At 55.2% G+C, this 23,727-nt stretch carries 30 protein-coding genes and 1 pseudogene; 19 read left to right on the forward strand and 12 right to left on the reverse strand.

Annotated features, from left to right (window positions below):
* Positions 1 to 426: 426 nt before the first annotated feature.
* Positions 427 to 678 (reverse strand): hypothetical protein, encoded by a 252-nt coding sequence (locus tag BSG09_RS16070; RefSeq protein ID WP_092934895.1) that lies wholly within the window; start codon positions 676 to 678, stop codon positions 427 to 429.
* Positions 675 to 1,004: a hypothetical protein gene (locus BSG09_RS16075; RefSeq protein ID WP_092934897.1), complete on the reverse strand. Its 330-nt coding sequence runs from the start codon at positions 1,002 to 1,004 to the stop codon at positions 675 to 677. Before BSG09_RS16075 ends, BSG09_RS16070 begins: the two co-directional genes overlap by 4 nt.
* A 232-nt stretch (positions 1,005 to 1,236) precedes the next feature.
* Here BSG09_RS16075 and BSG09_RS21145 point away from each other — a divergent pair, with 232 nt between their 5' ends.
* The 5 genes from BSG09_RS21145 (at position 1,237) to BSG09_RS16095 (ending at position 3,438) form a co-directional block, all read left to right on the forward strand.
* Entirely contained in the window at positions 1,237 to 1,590 is a 354-nt protein-coding gene (locus tag BSG09_RS21145; protein WP_217650150.1) for a hypothetical protein, read from the forward strand.
* Entirely contained in the window at positions 1,583 to 1,777 is a 195-nt protein-coding gene (locus BSG09_RS16085) for a hypothetical protein (protein ID WP_092934899.1), read from the forward strand. The genes BSG09_RS21145 and BSG09_RS16085 overlap by 8 nt, the downstream gene beginning before the upstream one ends.
* Positions 1,770 to 1,910, forward strand: a complete 141-nt coding sequence (locus BSG09_RS21865; protein WP_463508767.1) for a DUF7563 family protein — start codon at positions 1,770 to 1,772, stop codon at positions 1,908 to 1,910. Before BSG09_RS16085 ends, BSG09_RS21865 begins: the two co-directional genes overlap by 8 nt.
* Before the next feature lie 277 nt (positions 1,911 to 2,187).
* Positions 2,188 to 2,931 carry an FxLYD domain-containing protein gene (locus tag BSG09_RS20295; RefSeq protein WP_139246236.1) on the forward strand — a complete coding sequence of 248 codons (744 nt, stop codon included), beginning with the start codon at positions 2,188 to 2,190 and terminating at the stop codon, positions 2,929 to 2,931.
* Positions 2,932 to 2,946: 15 nt separating this feature from the next.
* A complete protein-coding gene (locus BSG09_RS16095) occupies positions 2,947 to 3,438 on the forward strand; it encodes a metal-dependent hydrolase (RefSeq protein WP_092934903.1) in 492 nt (163 codons plus the stop codon).
* 50 nt (positions 3,439 to 3,488) lie between these two features.
* Here the strand turns inward: BSG09_RS16095 and BSG09_RS20300 are convergent, their stop codons facing one another.
* The 3 genes from BSG09_RS20300 to BSG09_RS16105 form a co-directional block, all read right to left on the reverse strand.
* Positions 3,489 to 4,175, reverse strand: coding sequence for a hypothetical protein (locus BSG09_RS20300; RefSeq protein WP_139246237.1), 687 nt, complete (start codon positions 4,173 to 4,175; stop codon positions 3,489 to 3,491).
* 240 nt (positions 4,176 to 4,415) lie between these two features.
* Positions 4,416 to 4,661: a type II toxin-antitoxin system HicA family toxin gene (locus BSG09_RS16100; protein WP_092934905.1), complete on the reverse strand. Its 246-nt coding sequence runs from the start codon at positions 4,659 to 4,661 to the stop codon at positions 4,416 to 4,418.
* A 66-nt stretch (positions 4,662 to 4,727) separates the two neighbouring features.
* Positions 4,728 to 4,946, reverse strand: a complete 219-nt coding sequence (locus tag BSG09_RS16105) for a type II toxin-antitoxin system HicB family antitoxin (RefSeq protein WP_092934907.1) — start codon at positions 4,944 to 4,946, stop codon at positions 4,728 to 4,730.
* 282 nt (positions 4,947 to 5,228) lie between these two features.
* On the opposite strand from BSG09_RS16105, the gene BSG09_RS16110 reads away from it, so the two are divergent.
* The 7 genes from BSG09_RS16110 to BSG09_RS16145 all read left to right on the forward strand — a co-directional run bounded on the left by BSG09_RS16110 (position 5,229) and on the right by BSG09_RS16145 (position 12,306).
* Entirely contained in the window at positions 5,229 to 5,540 is a 312-nt protein-coding gene (locus BSG09_RS16110) for a ribbon-helix-helix domain-containing protein (RefSeq protein WP_092934909.1), read from the forward strand.
* Positions 5,541 to 5,606: 66 nt separating this feature from the next.
* Positions 5,607 to 5,870 carry a type II toxin-antitoxin system RelE family toxin gene (locus tag BSG09_RS16115; protein ID WP_092934911.1) on the forward strand — a complete coding sequence of 88 codons (264 nt, stop codon included), beginning with the start codon at positions 5,607 to 5,609 and terminating at the stop codon, positions 5,868 to 5,870.
* Between the two features lie 1,512 nt (positions 5,871 to 7,382).
* On the forward strand, positions 7,383 to 7,739 hold the full coding sequence (locus tag BSG09_RS16125; protein ID WP_092934915.1) for a hypothetical protein: 357 nt from the start codon (positions 7,383 to 7,385) through the stop codon (positions 7,737 to 7,739).
* Entirely contained in the window at positions 7,739 to 10,861 is a 3,123-nt protein-coding gene (locus BSG09_RS16130; protein WP_092934917.1) for a DUF5817 domain-containing protein, read from the forward strand. Before BSG09_RS16125 ends, BSG09_RS16130 begins: the two co-directional genes overlap by 1 nt.
* Positions 10,861 to 11,178, forward strand: coding sequence for a hypothetical protein (locus BSG09_RS16135; protein WP_092934919.1), 318 nt, complete (start codon positions 10,861 to 10,863; stop codon positions 11,176 to 11,178). The genes BSG09_RS16130 and BSG09_RS16135 overlap by 1 nt, the downstream gene beginning before the upstream one ends.
* On the forward strand, positions 11,175 to 11,570 hold the full coding sequence (locus BSG09_RS16140; RefSeq protein WP_092934921.1) for a hypothetical protein: 396 nt from the start codon (positions 11,175 to 11,177) through the stop codon (positions 11,568 to 11,570). The genes BSG09_RS16135 and BSG09_RS16140 overlap by 4 nt, the downstream gene beginning before the upstream one ends.
* Positions 11,560 to 12,306: a ParB/RepB/Spo0J family partition protein gene (locus tag BSG09_RS16145; RefSeq protein WP_092934923.1), complete on the forward strand. Its 747-nt coding sequence runs from the start codon at positions 11,560 to 11,562 to the stop codon at positions 12,304 to 12,306. Before BSG09_RS16140 ends, BSG09_RS16145 begins: the two co-directional genes overlap by 11 nt.
* Positions 12,307 to 13,576: 1,270 nt before the next feature.
* On the opposite strand, the gene BSG09_RS16150 is transcribed toward BSG09_RS16145, so the two are convergent.
* Positions 13,577 to 14,962 carry a hypothetical protein gene (locus BSG09_RS16150; protein WP_139246238.1) on the reverse strand — a complete coding sequence of 462 codons (1,386 nt, stop codon included), beginning with the start codon at positions 14,960 to 14,962 and terminating at the stop codon, positions 13,577 to 13,579.
* Between the two features lie 206 nt (positions 14,963 to 15,168).
* Between BSG09_RS16150 and BSG09_RS20925 the strand changes: the two genes are divergently transcribed.
* From BSG09_RS20925 to BSG09_RS16175, 6 genes and pseudogenes are all read left to right on the forward strand, one after another.
* Positions 15,169 to 15,318: a hypothetical protein gene (locus BSG09_RS20925; protein WP_175542231.1), complete on the forward strand. Its 150-nt coding sequence runs from the start codon at positions 15,169 to 15,171 to the stop codon at positions 15,316 to 15,318.
* Between the two features lie 32 nt (positions 15,319 to 15,350).
* Positions 15,351 to 15,920, forward strand: a complete 570-nt coding sequence (locus BSG09_RS16155) for a hypothetical protein (RefSeq protein WP_217650151.1) — start codon at positions 15,351 to 15,353, stop codon at positions 15,918 to 15,920.
* An 11-nt stretch (positions 15,921 to 15,931) separates the two neighbouring features.
* On the forward strand, positions 15,932 to 16,054 hold the full coding sequence (locus tag BSG09_RS21620; RefSeq protein WP_277613174.1) for a hypothetical protein: 123 nt from the start codon (positions 15,932 to 15,934) through the stop codon (positions 16,052 to 16,054).
* Positions 16,054 to 17,325, forward strand: a complete 1,272-nt coding sequence (locus BSG09_RS20305; protein ID WP_139246239.1) for a hypothetical protein — start codon at positions 16,054 to 16,056, stop codon at positions 17,323 to 17,325. Before BSG09_RS21620 ends, BSG09_RS20305 begins: the two co-directional genes overlap by 1 nt.
* Before the next feature lie 39 nt (positions 17,326 to 17,364).
* A complete protein-coding gene (locus BSG09_RS20310) occupies positions 17,365 to 18,105 on the forward strand; it encodes an FxLYD domain-containing protein (RefSeq protein WP_139246240.1) in 741 nt (246 codons plus the stop codon).
* A gap of 561 nt (positions 18,106 to 18,666) precedes the next feature.
* Positions 18,667 to 18,927: pseudogene (locus BSG09_RS16175) on the forward strand (hypothetical protein); the annotation flags it as partial.
* 220 nt (positions 18,928 to 19,147) lie between these two features.
* Here BSG09_RS16175 and BSG09_RS20315 read toward each other — a convergent pair.
* The 6 genes from BSG09_RS20315 to BSG09_RS20320 form a co-directional block, all read right to left on the reverse strand.
* Complete coding sequence (locus tag BSG09_RS20315; protein WP_139246241.1) at positions 19,148 to 19,483, reverse strand: hypothetical protein; 336 nt, start codon at positions 19,481 to 19,483, stop codon at positions 19,148 to 19,150.
* Positions 19,484 to 19,962: 479 nt separating this feature from the next.
* Positions 19,963 to 20,361, reverse strand: coding sequence for a DUF7344 domain-containing protein (locus BSG09_RS16185; protein ID WP_092934937.1), 399 nt, complete (start codon positions 20,359 to 20,361; stop codon positions 19,963 to 19,965).
* A gap of 43 nt (positions 20,362 to 20,404) precedes the next feature.
* Positions 20,405 to 20,746: a DUF7344 domain-containing protein gene (locus BSG09_RS16190; protein WP_092934984.1), complete on the reverse strand. Its 342-nt coding sequence runs from the start codon at positions 20,744 to 20,746 to the stop codon at positions 20,405 to 20,407.
* 44 nt (positions 20,747 to 20,790) lie between these two features.
* Positions 20,791 to 21,093 (reverse strand): hypothetical protein, encoded by a 303-nt coding sequence (locus tag BSG09_RS16195; RefSeq protein WP_092934939.1) that lies wholly within the window; start codon positions 21,091 to 21,093, stop codon positions 20,791 to 20,793.
* 354 nt (positions 21,094 to 21,447) lie between these two features.
* Positions 21,448 to 22,575 (reverse strand): hypothetical protein, encoded by a 1,128-nt coding sequence (locus tag BSG09_RS16200; protein WP_139246242.1) that lies wholly within the window; start codon positions 22,573 to 22,575, stop codon positions 21,448 to 21,450.
* Positions 22,557 to 22,943: a hypothetical protein gene (locus BSG09_RS20320; RefSeq protein ID WP_139246243.1), complete on the reverse strand. Its 387-nt coding sequence runs from the start codon at positions 22,941 to 22,943 to the stop codon at positions 22,557 to 22,559. Before BSG09_RS20320 ends, BSG09_RS16200 begins: the two co-directional genes overlap by 19 nt.
* Before the next feature lie 624 nt (positions 22,944 to 23,567).
* On the opposite strand from BSG09_RS20320, the gene BSG09_RS21625 reads away from it, so the two are divergent.
* Positions 23,568 to 23,696, forward strand: coding sequence for a hypothetical protein (locus tag BSG09_RS21625; RefSeq protein ID WP_277613175.1), 129 nt, complete (start codon positions 23,568 to 23,570; stop codon positions 23,694 to 23,696).
* The last annotated feature ends 31 nt before the right edge of the window (positions 23,697 to 23,727 follow it).

Raw genomic sequence — 23,727 nt, forward strand, 5'->3', positions numbered from 1 at the left:
GTTCGAGATAGACCCTTGTGGGGCCGAAGACTCGAGTCGAACGTCGTCAGCGACGTCCCGCTCGAGTTCGAGATAGACCCTTGTGGGGCCGAAGGGCACTCGATGGGATCATCCACATCGATACGTCGATCGGTTCGAGATCGACCCTTGTGGGGTCGAAGCCGCTCGAGGTCCGTCGAGTGAGATCACGCTGTGGAGTTCGAGAGATATCTTCTGGGGCCGAAACTCGTAGAGGTAGTCGCGACAGATCACACAGAGTTCAAGATGAGCCTCTGTAGGGGGTCGAAATTATAAGGTAGAGTGGTCTGCGTCACTTCTGCATCGTGGCTACGCCAGTACGCTGTTCAAATCCGGCGGCTCGAGCGGATACTTCCAAAACGAGTATTCAAATCAAATCCCGATCACTCATCTTTATAATTTCGAGTGCTACTCGTTGTTGATGCCGTCTCCTTCAAGTTCGATGTGGGTGTGCTCAGTGAGCCATTCGTCAACCGGTTGTTCAACACCCTTCACTTCGAATACGGGTTCAAGCTCGAAATGATCAGAGACGAGCTGATCAATATCGTCAGTCGTGAGAGCCCCGCGATCGTGATATTCCTCACCAACTCGAGCAGCGAGAGAGACCAATGTCTCAGGCTCAACCATGACGGTGACAGTGACGCTCTCAGTCTCGCTCATTCCTCGCTCACCTCAGTGTCACCGTCCTCAACAGCCTCAAGTGGCATATTAGGGTTGACTGGAGCACCGTCAACAGTGACGTAAGCGTTGCCCGTCTGAGTGTAGTTCACGGCGAAGTCGCAGAAAGACTCTCTATAGCCATGCACGACGAGATTCTCATAAGCGAGACGCAGTCGCTCGTACGTCTCCCGGTCAACATCAATGTATAGATCACCGTTCCCAAGAGCTTCAGGTGGGATCGATCCATCACGTTCGTCGTCCCCGTGGCCGCACTCCAGATGGTTGACATCGGTGCGTTCTTGATTTTGCGCAGTGTTTGCTGTCATGCTGTTTCATCTCCGAGACAGCCGACCGCCGCGGTGTCCCACCACCGAGGCGATTCTCCACAATGCCGATCGCCTGAGCGGCCGGTCTGTCCTTACTCAATGGAATAAGTACAACTAACTTAACCTTACCGAAATCAGTAAGACATCGAAACGCCCCGTTGTTGCGTACTCAATTAAGTAAGGAATACCAAATTGAGTAAGTAATAAGATACTGGCTGTTACCATATAGAGTATGAGCGTAGACATTCAATCGACATCCATGACCGAAGGTCGTGGGTTACTTACTGAAACAGAACGCGAAGCGATCGCCGGCGAACGGTCCGATTCATATCGGTACAAGACACGCACATACCTCCGCAACCGGCTCGAGAAAGTGGAGAGGGATATCGATGTCCTCGAAGAACACGCACCGGAATTGCTTGAGGAGTTGCGCGACACCGTGTGCGAGACGTCGACTGATCCAGGAGACCATGTCTCGACCACAGCGGTGGACAGTGTAACTCAGGACAACGCTGATCGAGATCGAGTCAAGCAAAGTACCCAAGAGCCTACGAAGACACGCGAGAGCGACAAGAATAATGAGTAACGTCAATCCCGACCAGCTTGAGCAGGCTGCCGAAGATCTCGAACAGGTACTTGAAGCAACTGAGAATGTCGACTGGGCCAATGTACCTGAGATATCAATTAGCGATGTCGCAAAGTGGAATCAACGACTGCAGTACGCTCGGAAGTGTGCGATCGCCGAACTTGAGAAACAGCAAACCAATGCCTGAGTGCCGGAACTGTGGTTCACACGTTACAGCGCGGTTCAAGCGGGTGTTTGGCGACAACAACGGTAAAGTACATGGATGTCGGGAATGCATGGGAAGGACAGAAATCGTGAACGGCGAAGCAACTCGAGAATAGTGAGTAAGAGCCGAAACCATCTCTTGGATGACGACGTCAACGAGCCAAGTACTGATTCGGACCAACGTTACCTTGATCCTTCCAGCGACCGATCTACCCGCTTCAAGAACGGTGTATTCGATGTCGAAAATATAGAATTCGATGCAACTGAGAGACGGGAGTTCCTCACGCGCGTCGAAGCAAGTAAGTTCGACGCCAACCTGGCCTCGAGGCTGCTATTCGGACTGCCCACGTGCTGCTCGCAGAATATCTCAGTGGGGTTGAACGGTAGATCTGCATGAAGCGTCGAACATTCATCGCAGCCTCTGCTACCATCTTATCTGGATGTAGCAGTACGAGAAATAAGCAAGAATCAGAACCAGATCGTCAGACAGACACTAATACACAAACATCGACACCCAGAAAAGAAATTCTCGAGGTCAAGCGTGGGGACGACATAACTCACACATTCAACGATATTCTCCAAGTGCGTGATTTTGGTTGGACCGATCGAGAGCTTAACTTCGGAACGCCGGGTGCTGCTGGCGTCGTCAAGAATCTTAGCAGAAACCGTCTCGCAAAAGCCGCCTTAGCTGTCGATTTCTATGACGAGGAAACTCAGATTGGCAGCAATACGAGCTGGTTTGATTTTCTGGAGACTGGCGAATACGGGACACTCGAAGTTCCCTACACTGAAGATGATCCCAACCGCGTCACGCGAATTCAAGTCTCTACATCCGTACAGGAAAGCCCCATTCTTTCAGTAAATAACGGTCAAGTCACGGTCAACGATAATGAGATCAGCGAAACCGAACACGGATGGCCGACTGTTACCGGCACTATCGTGAATAACACTAATGACCGGCTTGAGAGAGTTATGATTCACGTGAATTTCTACCATGGTCAAGAGCTCCTTGCTCAAAGCCGTGACTCTGCCTCACGACTCGGTCCTGAGGAGCGTGCCGAGTGGTCTGCACCAACGAACCGAGCAGATCCGGATGAGATCACACGATATTCGACCGTCACTACCATCCGAAAATAATCTCTGGCATTAGCCATGCACAAGCCAGGACACTACGGCGCGGCGCTGCTCGTGTACGCACCGATCGGGTTCCTCATGCTTGCACTCGAGTTCGACGTCCTCAGCGTGATCGGAGGTGCGATCGCCGTCAGTGGGGCGATGACCCCGGACCTCGATATGCGGGTCCCTGGGATCAAACACCGCGGGATCACGCATACCGTGTGGTTCGCCCTCGTTGCCGGGATCGTCCTCGGCGCTACCGGCGTCGCTCTCGGCAGCTCGAGTGGCGCGATCGCGGCGGTCGTCCTCAGTGCCTTCGGGTTTCTCGTCGGCGTGCTTACGATCGGTGCACACCTGCTCGCCGACGCCCTCACGCCAATGGGGATCCGACCACTCGAACCGATCGACGATCGGGAGATTTCGCTCGACATCGCCAAGGCCGCAAATCCGATCGCTAATTATGTCCTTCTCGGTCTCGGGATTGCTGCCGTCGGCGCCGCTGCCGTCGCCGGGCAAGCGATCGCATAAGTGTGACCGCGACCGTCCAAGACGTCGTCGGTCCTTGAACGACTATAGGATCAAACACCCCCATCGAGGACAACCACATCGTGTGAAGTCACCTGTTGAGTTTCGAGGTTCGGCGGTGTGCGGATCGATATCGTTCCTGCACTAACAGCAACGGTTTCCGATGGATTCGTATCTACGTCGCTTACTGTCCCTCGAAATCGTCCTTGATCATCGTAGAACAATCCGATAACTGTTACTGCATTAGGTTCAATCCCGTTCAAATCAACTTCCACAGCTAGGTCGACACCACCCTCCGGATCAACAGTCATGTCTGAACTAATGACTGTAGCATCCTCAATAACTCTACCATCTACAGTGGGGTCGCTATCAACTATTCGTGTCTCAATCCGATTGAGACGGTCCGGTGTTTCAGTATAGTATCGAATATAGTCTTTCCAAAGAGTGTTAGCTGGAATATAATCCACATATCCTTCACGGGATTCCAGAATCGTATCATCAGAGTCGTAGAGACGGATCTCAGTGCGTACCCATCCATGGGCTACCGAAGTTGTGTTTTCGACTTCTGCGGTTATCCACGGGATTTGCCCATCTGGCGGGGCAGTAACAGAATCGCCTAAGAGAAAGTCCGTTTCTACGATCTCTATCGAAGCTTTCTGTGGTTCCCTTCTGTCTTCGATATCAGTAGAAACGGGCTGTTGATCCGATTGCTGGCCCTCCTCCTGATCGTTACCACCCATGCATCCAGATAGGATCGCAGAACAAGCTACTGATGAGACATATACTCGGCGAGATATATTATCCATTACTGACCAGTGTTGTCCTCACACCGCTTGACTCTTATTGTGTTGTCATATCCTCATTAAATGGAGATGGCTGCCTCCCCTGCCGGCCTCGGCGCCGCTGCCGTCGCCGGGCAAGCGGTTGTATGAGTGTAGCGTCCAGGACAACATCGAGCTGGAGGACAGCCCCAGCGAGCATTAGACCATTTCGTCGATCGCGTCGAGGAACTCCTGAAAATTGTTCGCGCCGGCTTGCTCTGCGATACTCCGGAGTGTACCGGTAGCGATCTCATCGTGCATCGGCACGATCACGTAGCGTGTCTCGCCAGTCTCCGGGTGAACGTACTCGAGTTTTACGTGACTACCAGTCTGACCCACTCGTCGAAAGCCCCAGTTCCCCAGTGCTTTCACGATGTCTCGTCCAGAGTACGTTCCGCGTGTCACTACCTATTCAGTTTCGTTGGGACTAAAAAAGACTACTGACCGCGAGACAAGACAGGGACGGTCGATTTATAACCACGGCGCCGTCGATGACTCGGCCGTCTCGTCGCTTTCAGATACCGGACGATCGTGTAGCTCGAGGGCCTCGGCAAGGTTCTCGAGGGCCTCGGATTTGGTTTCACCCTGGCTCGCAACCCCGCTGGATTCGTCTCTTGCGACATACCACCGCCCTTCTTTGGTGATGGTTACGGTCTCGCCGTTCGACTCTCCGCGGGACTGAACGCCCATATCTATATCTCACCACCGGACGAGTGAAATGCTTTCCGACCATCATTCCAGAGTCATGCTAATTACTTGGCCACCGATATCGGCCACCGACTGGTTCTTGAGCGACCTGACACCAGATTTTGTGGGGCAGCCACCCACATATCGGTTGATCGTTCTGATATCAGGACCAGTGAAACTGCCCGACAGCGCTACATGACACCTCTCGAGGGGTGATGACAGGTGTTCCAGTCCTGGTGTTAGGTCGTCCAAGGACTTATCTGTCTCACATGCGTCTCACAGAATATGAGCACAGACACTGGAGGTGCCGGCGGCGAGGATGGCAACGGGACCACCAAGATTGACGTCCGTGTCCCGACGCAGCTCCTCGAGAATATCGACGAGGAATACGAGCGCCGTGGGTACACCTCTCGTTCCGAAGCAATCCGAGACGCGCTTCGAGACTGGTTGAATCCGAGTGTCGAACTCTCCGACGACGTCCTCGAGGACCTCGCAACAAGCCGCAAGCAGCGCGAGAGTGGTGAGACGCGCTCGCTCGACAGCGTAATGGACAGGTACGACGTCGAACAGGACAACGGCGATCGCGACGTGCAGTAGGCCGATGACCGACGTCGAGATCTCGTTTAAGTATTCTACTTGACTACATTAATTATATGAGAGCAAATGACTGAGGTAGAGATTACGCCGAAAGCCGACGAGCACTTGGAAGAACTGGACACCGGACCACGCGAGCGAGTTCTCAAAAAGCTCGCCGAAGCGCAAGAGTGGACCGGCCACCGCCTCGAGCGCCTCCAAGGGTGGCCCTACTACAAGCTTCGAGCTGGCGACTATCGTGCGATCATCTCCTGGGACAAGAGCGAGGACGTTCTCGTCGTTGAAGCGGTTGGCCACCGGCGATACGTGTACGATCGTCACCTGCCGCCGTAGCTAATAGTGTTGAGCGGAGGTAGTGAGACGTGCTATAGATAGTATTCGTATTACTGTTGCACAATGTACCACAGGTCTGGTACATTTGTGAGTAATGAATTGCACCACGATACCCCACAGAAAAGCGCTAAATGTGGCATGCCACACTGACAGAGAGAGCTATTTACCAGATATTTATCATAGACATACCACTACTTATAATCCGGGTCGAGATACTGACAAAATATGACTGACGTGTTCATGTTTACCGTAAACGGCAAGCGAGCAGCCTGCTATTAGGCCATTCTACCTGATAGATCATCTAAGGCTAGTACGCAAAACAGTGATAGAATCAGAGGTGAAGTCAGATATAACTCATATACTATCACATTTCTTACCTTGCTTTCTAATCTCTGTATTCATTAAGCAGTTCTTCCAGTATGCATGCACACAACACCTCTTCCTCACAAATTTGTAGGGCAGCACCCCCTGGTATCCCCCCACTCTATTGGACCACCTATCTTCCTCCCGATACCTTTACAACGACTCATTCTAAATGGGTTAGTATGGCGACGACCGCTACTGAGAGTCGGGTCGCTCTGAGTGTTCAGCGACGCAGAGAGTTAGCTGCGATCCGTGACGCTCGAGGACACCCTCACTATGACGCGACTCTCAAGGAGCTAATCGAGAACTTCAACCCTGACGAGAAATAGTGATGCTTCTCATAGGTTGTAGAATCAGTGGGAACGACGTCGGCCTCATGGTCTTGGCGGGCCTTGGCCAACGTCGTTCGACCGAGCACGGGCGCGACCACACGACGGACCGTCGCCGAGGTTACGACGGCGCGTCGAGTGGTACTTTGACGCGCGACGAGAGCTCCGGCAACGATCCGGCAGGGTGGTACCCGTGTTGATTCCTTTGTGGGCACCGGATTTAATCCTAACGTCCGGAGATTATCAGTTAGTTCTGCCTAAGCTAGCGCCTCGCACGCCATCTCGCGCCCGTTACGGCCCTATCAGCCTCTTACATCCCGTAACACATGGCTACGATCCAAACAGACGCGAGACAAATCTACGGCGAGACTAGCAACGAGAACACTGCTCAAGGCGAGGCCCAGAAGAGTGACTTCGGGGTTATCCAGCAGTGCGAAAAGCAACTTGGGGTGATCGAGCGCCAGATGCAGTCTCAAGAGCGGTCGATCAGCTGCAAGAACAAGATTACTACCCTGAGGCTCGACCCGTTGTGCGGCACTAAGTCGAAGCCCAATTCTGTGATTCCAACAACGAGTACTATGAGTTTTAAGTATAGTTACACACAACAGGGAAGACAGCAAGCAAGGGCCAACGAAAAGCACACGCGCCGCTGGGGGACGTTAGAGCCGGAAGGTAGGATATCTGGCTCTTGCACGTTTCTCCACATAAGCCTACCGGACGATGAGCGGTGGCGCTGTGTATCGCGTCCGGACAAGAACGCAGTGTACGCACGAGAGAAGAGTGTATTCAGCCGTTTCGTCGATTCGCCCGAGGTGGGACAATGAGCGACGCGCCTGTCGTCGTTGGAGGATACAGCGACGTCCTCGGGTACGACGAACTCTCTTCGAAAGACGAGCTCGCGGTCGTCGACGCGCTGGCCGATACCCGCAGCAGTGAGATCGTCGTCTGGGTTCCCGAGTGGCTCGGCGAGGAGAAGTCCATTGAAGCCGCCAGCAGCTCGGACCAGGTATTTGCCGGCGTAGTCGATCACGAGACGGAGAATGCCTGGTTGATCGTCCAGCCGGGCGGGGCCGAAGACTGGATCCCGAAGAGTCAGGGCGTCATCTTTGAGCGTGCACCTGATGCGACGCTTCCGACACCACAGCGGCGTCTAGACAACCAAGGAGGTGCGGCCTGATGTTCGAGGTCGTCCTCTGCAGGCAGTGCACAAATCCGTGGATCGTCGACGAGCACGACCGCCGGACACAAGACTCGGTCTCCTGCCCGAACTGTCCAAATGAGGTCACGATGCCGAAGGTGGTCAACCGACAGGAAACAAAGGAACATGCCGCAGAAGCACGGGCGCAGTACTTGGCCGAGGAGGCAGACTGCGAGGAAGTCTATACCGACTTCCGCGACGAGTGGGGGCCGTGGAGTGCCCAGCACGAGGCGGTCGAGGACCGAACCGCGAAGGTTTCGGACGAAGCGCTTGCTGAGTTCGTCACCGCTGACGAAACGATCTCCCACTACTACGGCGATGCCGACAGCCGCGACGCCCATCTGAGCCCTGATACTGAGGACTACCGACATCGGTATCAAGACCTCGCCGACGCGGTCGCCGAACAGACCCGTCTCGAGCACCGTGAGATGTTAACCGAACAGGTACCCGATGAGCGAACCAGTTGGGACATCTTTCAGTCACGCGTCGACGAACTGCTCGACGGATTCGCCGAACGACCCGATCCGGACGACCTGCCGCGGGGCGAGATCACTCCGACCGACCAGACGCTTGCATCGGTCGTCGTCGACCTCGATAAGGATGCAACGGTGACCCATATCTGGGAGCAGTTGTTCGAGAGTACGCGTGTCCGCGAAGTCCTCGCCGAGTCAGTCCGAGGGGTCCTTGCGGGCCTCGACCCCGCCGAGTGTCACGAGGTTCTTGAGGACGAACACATCCCGTTCTGGGTCCGGTCACCGATCATCAACGCGGCCCGCGGCGACTCACGGGAAGCGTGGCGGGTTGCCACCGACATTATACCGAAGATGCACGAGCATCCACTGGCTGCGACCGAGGACCTACTCGCAACGGCCACGCTGTTCGGAGCTGCCGACACTGGGCTATCGCTGGCTGCGATCGTCCACGAAGAGTGGCTCGACCGCAAGCGAAGTCAGCGCGAAGATATCTGCGCTCTGTTGGCGGTCCTAGCTGCGAACCTCGATGTCCGCGTCGCTTCAAGTGGGATTGTCCTGCAACAACTGGCCGATCGGCATCGACTCGACCTTCCCGGCGTTAGCGAGTGGGGGAGTCAACGCCGCACAGAGACTGGCATCGCAGATCTCGTGAACAACGGCGTGGCCGCGCTCGATCACGACGGTCGAGAAGTTGCAATCCTCCGGACACTCTACGAGGATGATGGCGATGCACTGTCCTACGGGCAACTCTACGCCGAATTCCAGTGTGATGAGTCTCGTATTCGGCAGTGCATCTCAGAACTCGTGAGCCTCGATCTCATAAATCGGTTCGGTCCGCAGACCAGCCGGATGGTTGAGCTTCTTGAGGCCGGTGAAGCCGTTCTCGAAACGTTCGACAAGGAAATCGCACGACAGCGCCGGATTGAGTCCTTCGTTAGCGGCGATAGACAAAGCCGTTCGAAGGGCCGTGTAAACACGCACACGAGATGGGTGGGGGAGGACGGCCCGGAGGAACCGCCGACCGAGGGCGCTGGTCCATGGAAGACCGCCTTCCTCGGCACCGCTGACCACGCTGCGGCTGCAGGATCAGCCGCAAACGGCGGTGTGACTCTTGTTCCCAGCAAGATCGAAGCGGAGAATGACCGTGTTCGCCGAGTGAGCTACGATTCCGATCGCGACGAAGTTGTCGTTGCTGTTCGAGGAGCCGATCCTACCACATACGTGGCCAGCAGTGCGATTGCGTTAACCTGGCCAACGTTCCTCGAGAAGGTCTTTGCAAACGATCGTCTCGAGGAGATCGACGATCCGCCGATCATCGTTCGTGAGGCTCGTTGTATCGGTGGGGCGACCGACGACGCCCTCGAGGATCAGTCCGAATTCATCAAGAAGCTGGCTGACTGGGGGAAGGAGATCGGCGACATGACCCGCCAATTGAAACACGGCGAGTACGGTGAGTTCGACGGTCGCAATGCCTTCCGGTCGGAGATCCTCCGGAAGTCGCATGGTCTCTTCGGAACAATGGCCCATCTTCTCGATGCGGTCGGAGTCAACCTTGTTCGGGAGATCCGCGTCCCGCCAAAGGCTGACAAGGATCGGCAGCTGGGTCAACTCGCCCAGTCGATCGCCGTCTCTGCCGCGATCCAGTCGACGTACAAGGACTGCTTTGCCTGCTATCGGCAGCTGTTCGAGGGCCGCGAGGAAAAGCGAGAACGGGCCCTCGTCCCGTCCGTCGACGCCACGGATCCGTACGGCGACCTCATCGGCTCGATCGTCATCCGAGGTCCGGACATCCACCGCCTCGAGCCGTACCTCCGATCTCGACTTGAGGAACCCGAAGAGGAACACGAGGACGCTCTCGAGATCGCCGTCGAAGTCCCAGTCGGAACGGTCGGTCGCGACGCCTTTGCCGAGACGGCGGCCCGGATCCTCGGCGAGAAGAACCTTCGGCCGACGTCGGACGCTGTCTCCCTGTTCCACGCTCTCGTCGAGAGTCCGCACGACGCCGCTGCGGGGATCCACAATCAACTCCGAACCGAAGACGAGCGCCGTGAGGTCCGACCAGACGAGGTTCGACGAGCGCTCGCCGGTGTCGATGCCGTAGCGCTGTGTCCCGATCTTCCCCGGTCAGTCGGTCCAATCCTCAAAACACTGTTCAAGGCTCGAGAACCGCTCTCGAAAGCAGAGCTCTCCGATCGCTCCGGCAAGAGTGAGAAGACGATCGGCCGTCACGAGGACAAACTCGAGGCGCTTGGTCTGCTCGAGATCACCGACGGCTACCGTGTCGAACTTTCGTTCCCGGAACAGGCCGAGCGTCGTGCCCCGGTCGTCCCCGAGACCGTCGTGACGGGATCGCTCCTGGACGTCGTCGACGCGCTGCTCGAGTCGACGCTGTCGCCGGCCCAGTACGCCGATCCCGATGACCCGCTCGGCGGGCTGCTGTGGGATCCGCCGAACCCTGGCGGTATCCTCGAGGACGACGATCTCGGCCAGTGGGGCGAGCTCGCCGTCCGATTGCTCGATATCGAACTGAGTGACCAGGGGCCATCGACTGTCTCGATGGGGCCTGGCCCGGCGGTGATCCAGGAACCACTACCGACGGCTGGCGACCCAACGGAGGTGTCCGGTTGATGCTGAGTGACGACGAAAAGACACCGGTCGGCACCGGCACCGTCCACAAGAACAAGGGCTCGAAGGGAACCTATCTCAACGCGAATGCGACCCGAGCACTGGGTCTGGAAGACGGCGCGAAGGTGGATGTCTTTGACGAGGGCGACCATCTCCGTGTCGTCCCGCGAGAAGATTCCCAGGTCCGGACCGTTCGGTGTGTTCACTGTTCGACGATCGTCCGGACCGACGAGATCTCCAACCACCACTTCGAACACCACCCCGAGCAGCGCTATGATCCAGTTTGGTACCAGCAGGATTCGGATGGTGAGGCCCAATGAGCGCCTTCGAGGATACCCACGAACTTTGGCAGAACGCCCTCGAGCACGACGACGTCCACACGGTCGCAGGTCCGACCTCGATCGAGACGCTCTTGGAAGCACGCGACCACTTCGAGCAGCTGGGCAACGAGCGTCGCGATGGTTGCCTCGTCATCTCACTCGAGATGGCTCGCAAGATTCCACGGGGCTGGGTCGAGATCGACCATGATACACTGCCCGATGGCCACGAGGAGTTCCGCCCACTCGAGGACATGACCACAATCACGACCCGCGGTGGCAGCCCCGAAACGTTCATTTGTCGACCGGATGCCGTCTCCCTGGACATAACATTTCTCGAGCCCAACGACGTCGTTGCGATCGACTTCGAGCGAGGTGAGTTCGATGCAGAGTGATACGAACATCACCGTCGGCATGATCGTCGAGGACTGGGACAAAACCTCATCATGCGGCGTCGTCGTCAACTATCCGCCGATCCCAGCCGAGGACTGGTATGTTCAGGGCCGCGGCCTCCTTTCGGAGGACAACCCTGATTACCCAGCGGACGACCGAACGGCGATTGTCATCTTTGAGGACGACCTCGAGGAGCACTATCCCGAATACTCGGGCTACGAGGGCATCCCAATGGCACAACTCAACGCCGACGATGCGCCCTACTATGCGTTCCCTGAGTCACGCCTTCGACGAGTCGGCGAACTTAAGCAACCCGAGCTCGCCCTGGAAGCGATCGATCCGTCGCCGTACCACGCGCGAAACTTCGATGCCGAGGCGAACCGCGACTATATCGACGCGATCGCCGAGCGTGGCCGCCCGAAACCACTCCCAGTCGTCCGCCCGCTAGCTGACGGCGAGTACGAGATCCTCAACGGTCACAAGCGCATCTGGGCGTCGCATGTCGTCGGCCTCGAGGAGATCCCGGTCGCGGTCCTCCCGCTGGACAATGTCCGCGCGGCCCAGTACTGGGCCCAACGTCATCTCCCGGGATACAACCAACGTGAACGTGCGGTCGCACTCAATCGTCTACACGATCAACTGAATTCGATGACAGTCGGTGAGATCCGCCGAGAGCACTGCTCAAGCGACGACAGTCCGCAACCAATCGCAGCCAAAACGGACGGAGGACAGCAATGAGAAAAACAGGTTTGGCTGGCTCATTGGTGCGTAAACTGGCTAAAAATGCCTAAGGGTCTGTTTGACTATTGGCTCAAACAGCGGTTGTGAAACAGGTGTCGGTCATCGATACGCTTGCTGTGAGTGAAACAGAAGCTAAAGAACTGAAAGATGCTCTAAAATAGTGTGTTCGAGTGCTTTCGTCTTTCTTCCATACAGCTATCGCTGCTGCCTCAACCATCTGAAATGTGATATTTTGGGATATGATTTCTTCTTTCCGGGATTGGTTGACTATTTAAATTATAAAACCCGTTGTAACACAGTGCGACGCTCGGAGGAGAGTTCATTGTTCTCTAGAAGCACTCGGGTATGTGAGACATCCGATGAGCTCTTGATCGCACTGGCGGTGGCCACCAATGACAGAAGGCGCGCTATGACAATCCTGCCTGCAGCGAACACGCCGTGACACCCCGCTCGTGGGGAGGTTTCTGAGGTTCTGTGTTGTCCACGTGGGCACGATGGGCGATGCCGAGAAATATTTTCACCACCGGTGTTGCTCGTTGACCGGTTCTAGAAACAACACACCTCATGGAGGAACTCGGAATCACCTTTCCACGAAACAATCAATCCCATGGACTTCCCTCTCGAGGACGATCGCGGTACCAGCCGACCGAACATTTCTCGGAACCGCCTATTGCGCGCGTGATGGCGGTGCATCCACTAATGACAGACCTGCCGCTAACGATCCATCAATGACAGACCCCTCTCTGACGACCATGCCATGACAGATTCGTCCGGGCCGGAGATCTAGAACCAACACACCTCATGGAGGACATGCCGAGGTCCCTAGAATCAACTCACCCCATGGCAGAAACGGAGATCTAGAAACAAACACAACCTCATGGGAACAGCGGGTGCTCGCCGATCGACCGGATCGTCTTGGGGAAACAATCAACCCCATGGCCGCTTGGTTCGACGTCCTCGAGGGCCGCTTGTTCTAGGAACCCTATGGACCCCTGTTTCTCTAGGGCACCCCATGGGCCGGTGGCGCTCTCTAGAAACAGACTCACCTCATGGAGGACGGGTCGAGGTTTTTAGAAACAAACACACCCCATGGCAGAAACAGGTGGGATCTAGAACCAACTCAACCTAGACCAGGAGTCATCGCCCGTGGTACTGAGGACATGCCCTTGGCCGGCCAGGGTCTTTCGACAATTTCGTTCGCTATCTCTACCGCCTTGCTTCCGTCGAAATGGGGACTTCTATGTGAGTGTTGAGCCGCCCGTCGCTATCACTCGAGAGACTGCTCGGGCATTTCCAAGCCGATCTCATCGGCAGCCTTCGCTACGCGATCGGCGATGCTGGTGGGGCGGTCACCGAGCCCGACCATGAACAGGTGGCTGTTAAGCTCGGCAAATCGACTGTCACCCCCTCGCTCACGTGCGTCGAGTTCGTCGGCGACGAATTCACCGTAGGCCGTCAGCTCCCACCCGTCAGGGTTTTGCTCGAGAATGGGCCTCCACGACCGTTCTGCCAGTTCTTTCTGACCTGCTAGGCTGTTACAGAGTGCAGTGACCACACTCTTGTGTGAGTCAGTTGCGACCTTCTGGGCGATCGTCGACGATCGGAGTGGGCTGTCGGCGTTGTAGATGGCTTTCACGACCGTGGCGGCACTGATACCTTTCCACCCAGCATCTTCTAGTTCCACCACATCTTCATAGACTCTCTCGGCTATTTCAGCTTTCGTCGCAAGGTTATACTCCTTGACAATCGCAAGGAGATCTTCTCGAGTTACGAGTTCGTCGGGATCGATCTCAGGCAGGGGGCCATACTGGCGAGCGAAAAGTGCCTGCTGCCCGGCAGTTCCCAGTCGGTTCGAGAGAAGATCCTCGGATGGGGGGTCCTCGGTTAGCCGGTCGACCAGAAGGGTGTAGACCCCTCGGGGGTCGATCCCCCGTGCGAATTCTTCCGGTGGTGTGAGGTTGTCCTCGACTTCGATTCCGTCGGCGTCGTTCAGGACTTCGCGGATGTGCTCTTGGATCTCCCGTTCGGCTTCTCGCGACGCTTCGCGCTGTTCTCGAATCCCCTCGTGGAAAGAGATCGCCTCCTCATCGTATTTGAGTTCGGTTTCGAGGCGTTCCTTCAGGTATTCGATAATTCCCTCGATGGCCTCGTGCCGGGGCTCACCCAGTTGAGCGCCATCACTAGGATCAAGAAACAGGCCATGGAGGAATCCCCATGCCATATCTTCTCTGGTCTGTTCGTGTTCGTCGATCCCATCCGGAAAGAGCATGAGCATAAAGAGCAGTTGCCCGAACTTCCGAGCGAGTTTCTGTGGGGCCGATGTCGGGCGTGACCCGCCCACGTCCGCGTGAAGATGGCTCTCTGCAATGACCTCGGCCCACTCGTCGTCCTCGTCGAACCCCATTAGATTGGTCCAAGCGTCGGCGTAGTGCTCTTCGTCGAGATAGCCGTTCTCATGGAGCAGTTCGACGTCAGAGAATAGTCGGTCGAAGCGCTCTCCAAGCTGATCGATCTTCTTTTGCACGTCTTGTTCGAGCTTTGCCTCTCGGTAATTTCCTGTCTCTCCAACTGAAACGTACTCCCGCTGCAGTCCACTCAGCGGGAAAGACGGCGGTCGGCTATACCGGTCTGGGGATGAATTGTCATCTGCCATTGCAGGTGAAACTCTACGTTTTCAGGTGTATAAATATGCCTGCAAATGTACCCTATGAACATGGGCGAAGCACTCGGTTTCCAAGACGACCTCCGACAATCATCGAGAGGGTGCTCAAACGCACTTGATTCGATCGTCTCACCGAATGCTTCGTCAAGTGACTGGTCTAGGTCTACGAACATCGCACGATCACAGAGAAACTGAACATGTCCAAATCCAACGATACACAACCTGATGGCGGCGAAGACGAGGAAGAGTACATCACCAAAAGAGAAGCAGAGCAACTTGTTGATGAGAAGACCCGTGACATCAAGCGGAAGCTTGACAGCATCGAACGCGCCCTGCGAGAGAAGTAGATACTATGCCACGATACGCTGAAACATACGACTTGTCTGAGGAGAAGGAACGGATCGACAAACGACTCGATACCCTCGCTGACAGAACAAGCGAGATTGAGCAACAGATGGATGAATTGGGTGAAGACGAGGACCTCAACCAAGGACAGCTCCACGAGTATCGAGAAATCGTCCAAGAAGGGAATCAGCTTGAACAGATGTACGCTGGTGTCCAGTGGGCACTCAATCCTGATGGTGACCAAGAGCCGATCGAAGAGGTGACGCTTGGCTCGCTCACTGCTGGGGAGTACGCCGAAGTTGGCGACAAACTCCAAGCAGCCAAACAGCAGAGATCTGGGTGGGGCTGGGGGACAAATCCTGACCTCGACAACGCTCGTCGAAACATGTTCGCTGCGGCATGCCTCCAGGATGCATCTTTCCTCGCGGAGGAAGATCCCGATTTCGAAACCAAGATCCGTGTCGTTACCGACCTTGCACCGGCGTTCATTCACTGGCTCGAAAAGAAAGGAGATGAACTTACTACTCCAGAGGTGGAGGGAAACGGATTCAGAAAGCGGGTCGAGGAAAGGAGAACAGTCTCGACGCCCAAATCGCGTACATAAGAGGACTGCTCATGCGCTATGGCCACCATCCCCGTGACATCGACGACTACACTTGGAAAGACATCCAGGAATTCGTCGCAGCACTGCCAGCAGCTTGGGAGAACGAGAACCTAGCGGGACTGGGTGGTAAGTGATGACGGAGTTCAGCACGACAGCGTACCTCGATCTCCAAGTTGATCAAGGAGGTCTCCGTTCAGCGCGCAAGGAGATAGAAGATAAGCTCACCAGTGACCCGATTCAAGTTGAGGTCGAACCGGTCAACTCGGGACGCGTAGCATCGAGTTCAGAAGCACTCTCGTCAAACACCGAAACAAGTAGCAGCGGAAACGGTGGAAGCAACAAGCTTCTGGAGCACCAGAATTCGATGCTCAACAACATCGATTCCCACTGGAGTGAGAACATCGAGCTGAACGACACACGGAATGATCTTCTCCGGCAGCTCCTCGACGAAACTGAGAAAGGCAATACGACAGTCCGGGGTCGAATGGGCCGCGGTCTCATGGGCGGCGGTGCTATCGGTCTGATGATCGGTGGAACTTTGCTCAGTAAACTCCCTAATCTCGATCTACCAAAACTCAAGGTTCCGGATATTCCACCGCTGAAGGCTCCTGATATCGACCCTCTTGAGGTGCCGGATATCCCACCACTTGACATTCCTGACGTTCCAGAGCCCACTTGGTTACCGATTGAGGTACCAAAGCCAGACTGGATCCCTATTCCGCCACCAGAACTACCAGAGATGCCTGTACAGCCAGAAATTCCATCATCGACTCCGTCACCAGGCCCAATTCCCGTACCCGGTAGTCCAGATGGTAATACGCCTGGCATTCCAAACATCAATCCTCCTGATGTCAATGTCCCAGAAATCTCTCCGGGTGCTATTGCGGCAGGTGGCGCAGCAGCAGGTGCTGCTAGTTGGCTCGCACAAAGAGGCACCACGATCGGGCGGGGAGCTAGCGCCCCAGGCGTTGTCTCTGACCCCGAAACAATAGAAGACGTGATGAACGCCCCTGACACTCTGAGAAATGCTTCAAGAGGACAGTCTGAAGGTCACAAGAAACTTGATCAACTAACCAATGGCCTTGGCATCCCGAGCTTTGACGAGTGGCCAGGATACGTTGGCCCTGACCGGGATGGTTCTGGAGGATCGTCGGGTGGGGGTATGAACATCAATATCCCATCTGTCAGTAGAAACGATCTCAGTAATGCAATGCCCTCGGTCAACAAGAAGGATTTAGAGGAAATTGCCAGTCAAGACATTGAGTTCACTGTGAAACCGAATATCAATGTCTCTGCCGACGGCGTCTCTAAGAAAGATGTTGAGCGGGAGGTAAAAGAAGCCACGTCACAGGTGGAAAGAGAAGTATCGAAAAGGCTCGATCGACTCGAACGAGCGTTCAAATAAGGGAAGGTGTTTTAAAATGCTGGAAAGTTCATCCAGCATATGGATCGACGTTCCTTCCTTCGCCATTCTCTCACAGCATCAATCGCAATCGGCGCAGGGTGTGTTTCTTCGAACAGCACCGATTTGCCCGATAATAACAGTAGCTCACCTGAGAACTCAACTGATAGGAGCAACTCTGACGGCGGCAAGAAAGCCCTCGAGGTAGTTGAGAACGAACTCATCCATACGGGAAGTGGCGAGACTGCGGAGGTGAAAGTCTGCGCAGTAGTAGAGAACGTCTCTCCAAACGCGCTTGGACAAGTCGTTGCATCTGCCACGTTCATCGAGGATGGAGCGCTACTCAGTAGCTGGGTCGTCACGGCTAATGGGATGGATCCGGGACAGCGTTGGGAATTTGATATCCGCAGCGGAGGGGCGACGGGCGAAGATGCGCAAGCGGTTGACGATGTCCAACTTGATGTCGAGGAACGAGTCTCAGTAGCTGACTACGGTTCAGATAGAATCGAGATCGTCGAGAATGAGCTCGTCCGCGACGAAAACAACATCATCGTCGAGGGAGTGGCGAAGAACGCCGGCGATGAGCGCTTGGAGTACGCGACGATCGTGGCCACCTTCGTCGACACTGACGATGTCCTGGTTGGTCGGGCGCTCACTCATACCGTCCGTGACGTCGATCCAGATCAGCGCTTCAAGTTCAGCATTCGCTACAGCGCTCGGGTTCGGGACCCTGCTGACATCGACGATTATCAACTAACCGCACACCATCGTGTTGAAAAGTAGCGCCGGAAGTAGCGCAGTGTGACGTTCGTTTCGAGTGTCGCACCGGACTCCACCAATCCTGTTCTTCTGCCTAGCTGGCGACGTACTTCCCAACGGTGTCCGTTCGCAGCCGGTCTCCTCGAACTGCTCCCTTCACTCCACGTGGTGAGCGTGAACAGCGGATCAGCTGGCGACCTCGAGTCGGGGCGGATCATCAGCCACTGCACGAGGTACTCCTTCAGTCCCTCGTCGATCGGGATGTAGGTCGCTCGGGAACGCTTGTTGCCAGCACATTATCAGCGCACGACATATTTCTGATAGCTCTCCTCCCTGTTTCACCACTGTTTGCGGCGGCAACCCCCTCAATACTAGTTGGTTTTTGACCCCCATTTACCCTGGACAGTAACACCGTCTTGCGATTTTACCCTGGACACCGAGATAAGTACGTACCCTGAATAGAGATTTACCCTGGACAGCTCGACCCAAACTACACGCAGAGCGTTTCAAACACAGTTTTATGGGTGTATTCTGATTTGACTCATTGAATCGAAGGAACGAGTAGAAAGCAAACAAGAGCTTATCGATAGTGGTGGCATCGAGGCGTTCGCAGCGATGTACATCAGAGAAGCGGATGGTGTGCAGATACCGAAGGAAGAATTGTTTCAGGTATACTCGAGATGGACTGATCTGCAAGACATTGATGGGACAAACGCAAGTTGGTTCGGTCGGAAGCTTGCGAACGTCGTTGAGTATGGAGATGACCGTATCAGAGACGGCGATAATCTGGTAACAGTCTACACTGGAATCGACCTGACCAGCGATGGATCAAAGCTCCTTGAATGAGATTCATATCATAACTATGTCTGTATTTCAAGAGAATAAAACACCGGATATCTCTGCACTAGCACTAGTATTCCGATCCCCGCCCGTCAGGCTACTTACACGCCAATTTACGGTTTACACCACTATTTGTTCAGGGAAAATTAATTGTTCAGGTCAAGAACCTGAGAACTGTTCAGGGCAAAACCGCAGGATGGAAGCGATGTTCAGGGCAAATCGAGGGTCAAAACCAACTAGTATAGAAGGGGTAGCCCCCGTTGGACAGGGTAACGAACAGCCCACTGGATGCCGGTGTGTTTGTCAGTATCGTGATAGTAGATTCACGATGTCCAACTGGGACGCATATTACGAGGTCGATCGATGATGTCTGAGAGTGTTGTCTCTCTCGGTGATACTCATTGAGCATCGTCTCGCGTGCCTTCTCGAGTTTCTGAAACCGACCGGACGACCCGCCCGTGTCCAGATGGCCTTTCAGGTCTTTCACCTGCGCTCGAAACGCCGCCTGGACGATCTCGCCGGGAGCGTCCGGTGCGACCTCGAGGACGTCGTCACTTTGCACAGGGGTGGAGGCGGCTCGGTCGAGCAGAACAACCGTTTCGAGATCGATGTCGACACGTCCGACGTGAAACGTGAGGTCGATCAAGCGTTTGACGAGGTCGACCGTCGCCTATTCGGCCTCGAGGACGCTTTCAGTCGGTGACGCCGGTCAACTAGAACCAACTCACCCCATGGCAGCGATCCCTGTTCACGGGCCGACCGACGTCGTCGTCGCTGTCGAATCGCGTCGGCAGCCTCGCCGTTCTGTGTATGGTGTCTAAGCTCCCTGTCCCCGCATCGTTCTGCGGATGGAACCCAGTGTATACTAGTTGGTTTTGGGTGGTGTTTTTGCGTGGACAGCGCTCCCGTCACGCGATTCTGCGTGGACAGAGGTGTCCATGCAGTTTCCGTAGATAGCTGATCTGCGTGGACAGGTGCTGCAAGTGCTCTATTTTGGCGGTATATGCATCTATCCCAGCCAATATCGCAAATTAGGTTCCGTCAGTCATCAGTCCCACCTGGCCGGATCTCGTCGAGGTTGCTGGTTTCGATGCCGACCTCGAACGTCTGGATGAGCTCCGCAAACGCCCACGTGCGTTCGGTCGTCGTGACCTCCTTCGACCGACCGTCGTACTCCACGATCCCGTACTCCTCGAGGAGCGGAATGTGGGTCTGGTGGAGCGAGTTCTTTGTCGATCGTCGAGACGCCTGGTCGACGTCGACGGAGCCCACGTCGTCCTCGATCGCGGCGACCTGCCGACCGAGGTCTCGGAGTTGCGTCGTGACGACGTCGTCGCAGCACTCTAGCTGGTAGTCGTGCAGCAGGTCAATCAGGATTCGCCGGCGTTCCGATCGCAACAGGCGTACGAAGTCGCCCAGGTCATCGCTGGTCCCAGTCATCGCTGACCACCCGTACCTGTGGTTCGGATCATCGTCTTCCCAATCATGACGAACTCCCCTCTGGGTCGTAGCAGGCAGTCTGCATTTGACGGATCTGGCAGGCCAGTGGCTCCGTTGCGTCAGTGGCTGCGACGCGTTTAGCCCGATCATCGTAGTCGACCGCACCAAGATCGTCTAACGTCTCCAGATGGCCCTGGATCAATGCGACATAGACCCGTGTGCGCTGCTGGCTGGTCACCTGACTGGGATCGATTAGGTTCTCGATCGCGGCGATTTCGACGGCGAGATCGCCGGCTGTGACGGCTCCGTCAGACCGTGAGGCCGATAGGATGACACGCCGTCGACGGCTGTTCGACACGGCAGTGAAGGCGTCGTCTGGATCCATCGGAATTGACGACCAGTCTGCTTCGCCGGCCTCGTCGGTTGCGTTCACAGCTCACCACGAGCGAGGCGCTCTCCTCGTTCGGTCAAGAGCAGGATGCGGGATCCTTCTCCAATGGTTTGGACGAGGTCCTCTTCTTCGAGCCGGCGGGCGTGGACACGTGTTTCTTCGAGAGTCCAGCCAGTGCGATTGGCGATGTCTTTTGCCGTGGTTGTGCCGGCGTAGCTGTCTGCCAATCCAACGATTCGTCGGGTTCGTGGGTCCCGGGTGACGGTGACCGCCTCGGCCTCGGTCGGGAGGCGAGAGACAGAGTTATCACTCGGGACGCTGTTAATCTTGTTTGCTGTCATTCGGCAGCCTTGGTTCCCGGTGTGCTCGCACCGGGGACGCTTTTCATGCGTCAACCGGACTTACTGGATGGATTATAAAGTATATTTGTATAGTTAGTCAGCAGAGAGTGAGACGGACCGTTGAGAATCCGTGGCTGGCGTTCACGAGCGACCGTTTAGGCAGATGTTATTCTCATTCTGACTTTCACTGTGAGTGGAATCTAAGTCGATCCGGGAAGAACGGGTCAGATGCTGTCCATCCTGGGACAGCTGTGCTCACGGAAGAGCTCTCTCTCTCTGTCACAACCGCGGGGCCTGGCCCACCACAATAGCTGGGCTCCCGTTTCGTGACTTACGTGAAAACGCGGTACTCAGTTAGTCGAAGAGCCCGAACGTGTAGATATTGTTCACGTATGGCTCCCGAATCTTGACGCCCCATTCGTCGTGCTGGTAGATCTCGTCCATGACCTTTTCCTCGAGCACGTCTCCACGGATGTATTTCACCAGATCGTCGGGCAGATGGCCATCGTGGTCGCTACGATACCGTTTCATCTGTGTCCGGAAGAAGTGCCTGCAGTAGTGAAGGTCGAAGTCTGACCGGCCAGATCCCACTTCGGTCAACCCAAATTCGGCTCCTTTCTCGGTCACGAGCTTGTTGTAGACGGTGTGCGGGCTGATCCGATCGTACGTCCACCCGATGGGTTTGAGTTGTGGGAACAGCGGGTGGGGCGGGCTCGTGTCTGGTCGCACAGTGAGGTACTGGAGCGTCGCTTGCACGAGCTCGTCGTCCATCGGGAGGATCGCTTCGTGCGTCCGCTTGTTTCCAGTCTCTCGTTTCTCACCGCGGACGACGTCTCCTCCGTTGAATCCGCCGTAGATGTAGATCGAGTCTGGGTGATCTTTCACGTTCTCGTGCAACTCGATGCCGCGTTGTTCCAGGAATTCGTAGTATCGGGGATCGTCGATGTGGACGCAGTCGAGATCAATATTTACGCCTGCACCCCTCCGAAGTCCATATTTCAGGTAGTAGAGTGCCATCGTCTGAAGCTGCGGATGTTTGATCGAGCGGAGGTACTCACCCATCTCTTCAACGGTGTGGTAGTCTCGATCGGGAGAGGAGACGTCTGCATCGGTCCGACTGAGAACGTAGCCTGCAGGATTCGAGTCCGTCTGGTTGTAGAGGTGCATCATCTCGCTGTAGAACGTCGAGATCTCGGTCAAGCGATTGAGCATGTCTCTCTCGGAGTTCTTCTCACGGATGTGGTCCCGGAAGTCGAAGAGATCAAACACGGTTGCCTCCAGGACATCAACATCGCGCTGATCGAGGAACTGGCGCAGTCCGGTTTCATTCTTGTTTTCAGTTAGCTTACGCTCCAATTCTTCAATCGTTTTATCTGCAACGTCCTCACGGCATTTCAGGGAGAGCCAATCATCCACTGGATCGCCATCGAAGTGCTCTTCAATGTCGATTTTCCCATAGCCACTCATTCTGTCATCGTCCATTTTTCGTCAACTGGGTCGTACTGTACCAGATCTTCATTGTGCAAGTCTTTCAGCGAGTTGCCGACCAGTTTCGCCATATCGTCGAAGATGATCTCGACGAGATCTTCTTTCGTGATGCCGTCGGTGACCGACAGGTTTCGTAAGACGATATCCTCGAGGATGTCCTCGATCTCCTCATCTGCCGTGGTCGACTCTTCTTGCAGTTTCACGTGCGCCCTGTCGGGCTCTTCGGTGTGCTCAAAGCCCCAATTCCGGCGGCCTACACGCATCATCATGCGCGCGTATTCAGACTGAGACACTTCCAGCTCCTCGGCGTCATCTAGCCATTCGCTAGGGACTCTTGTTTGGATTTGTTTTCTCTCTACCATGTGGCAAACCTCGTTATCTTCTGGTCCATATTTGAAACCTTGCCCCGTGCGGTTCGATGTACGCCCGAGAAACCGTTCTATATTTATGTGTTAATTCCAGTTTCCCGGTGTCCGTCATATAACTCTAATAGAATTCATATATAATCAGACACGCAGACGGCGTCGGGGTAATTGTTAATCACAGTGCCCCGGCTCATAACCGGGCACTTCCACGTAACAAAAACCAGACTGAGGGCACGTCGAACCGACTGACAGCACGACTATACCACACTTATACTGGAATGGTCGTGCCTTCAGTCCGGAGTCCGCGCTGACAGTCCAACTGGCGATCTCGAACAGCGCACCTCAGATCCATAATCATGTGTAAGTACCACCAGTTGAGATACAACTAGAATGCGGGCCAAAAAGTCGGTATAATTATTGTTATATTGGACTTTGGCATCCCACAGTGGTCTCACATATCGGGAGTTCTGTGGTCGGGCTCGAGTTGAACGCAGCTGTGCGTTACCGTGCTAATCCACAGTGGCCGCCGATGTCTGATGGTCTGGTATTAGATATAGATTTCATCTATACGGAATATGTATTCTAAAAAGATTTACAAGCAGTCAAATAGATGCTCTAGCCATGTCTCGACCACGAAACTCGAAGGGACGATGGAAGTCCGACAAAGACATTACAGAACAGCGGATGAAAATGGCAGCAGCAGCAGTTCTCGGTGCAGTAGCGATGTGGTTCTTCGCCACCGGATTGTGACCGACTATTTGTCTGGCGACTTATTTCAAGT

This window comes from Natrinema hispanicum (assembly GCF_900111485.1).
Lineage (GTDB): Archaea > Halobacteriota > Halobacteria > Halobacteriales > Natrialbaceae > Natrinema > Natrinema hispanicum_A.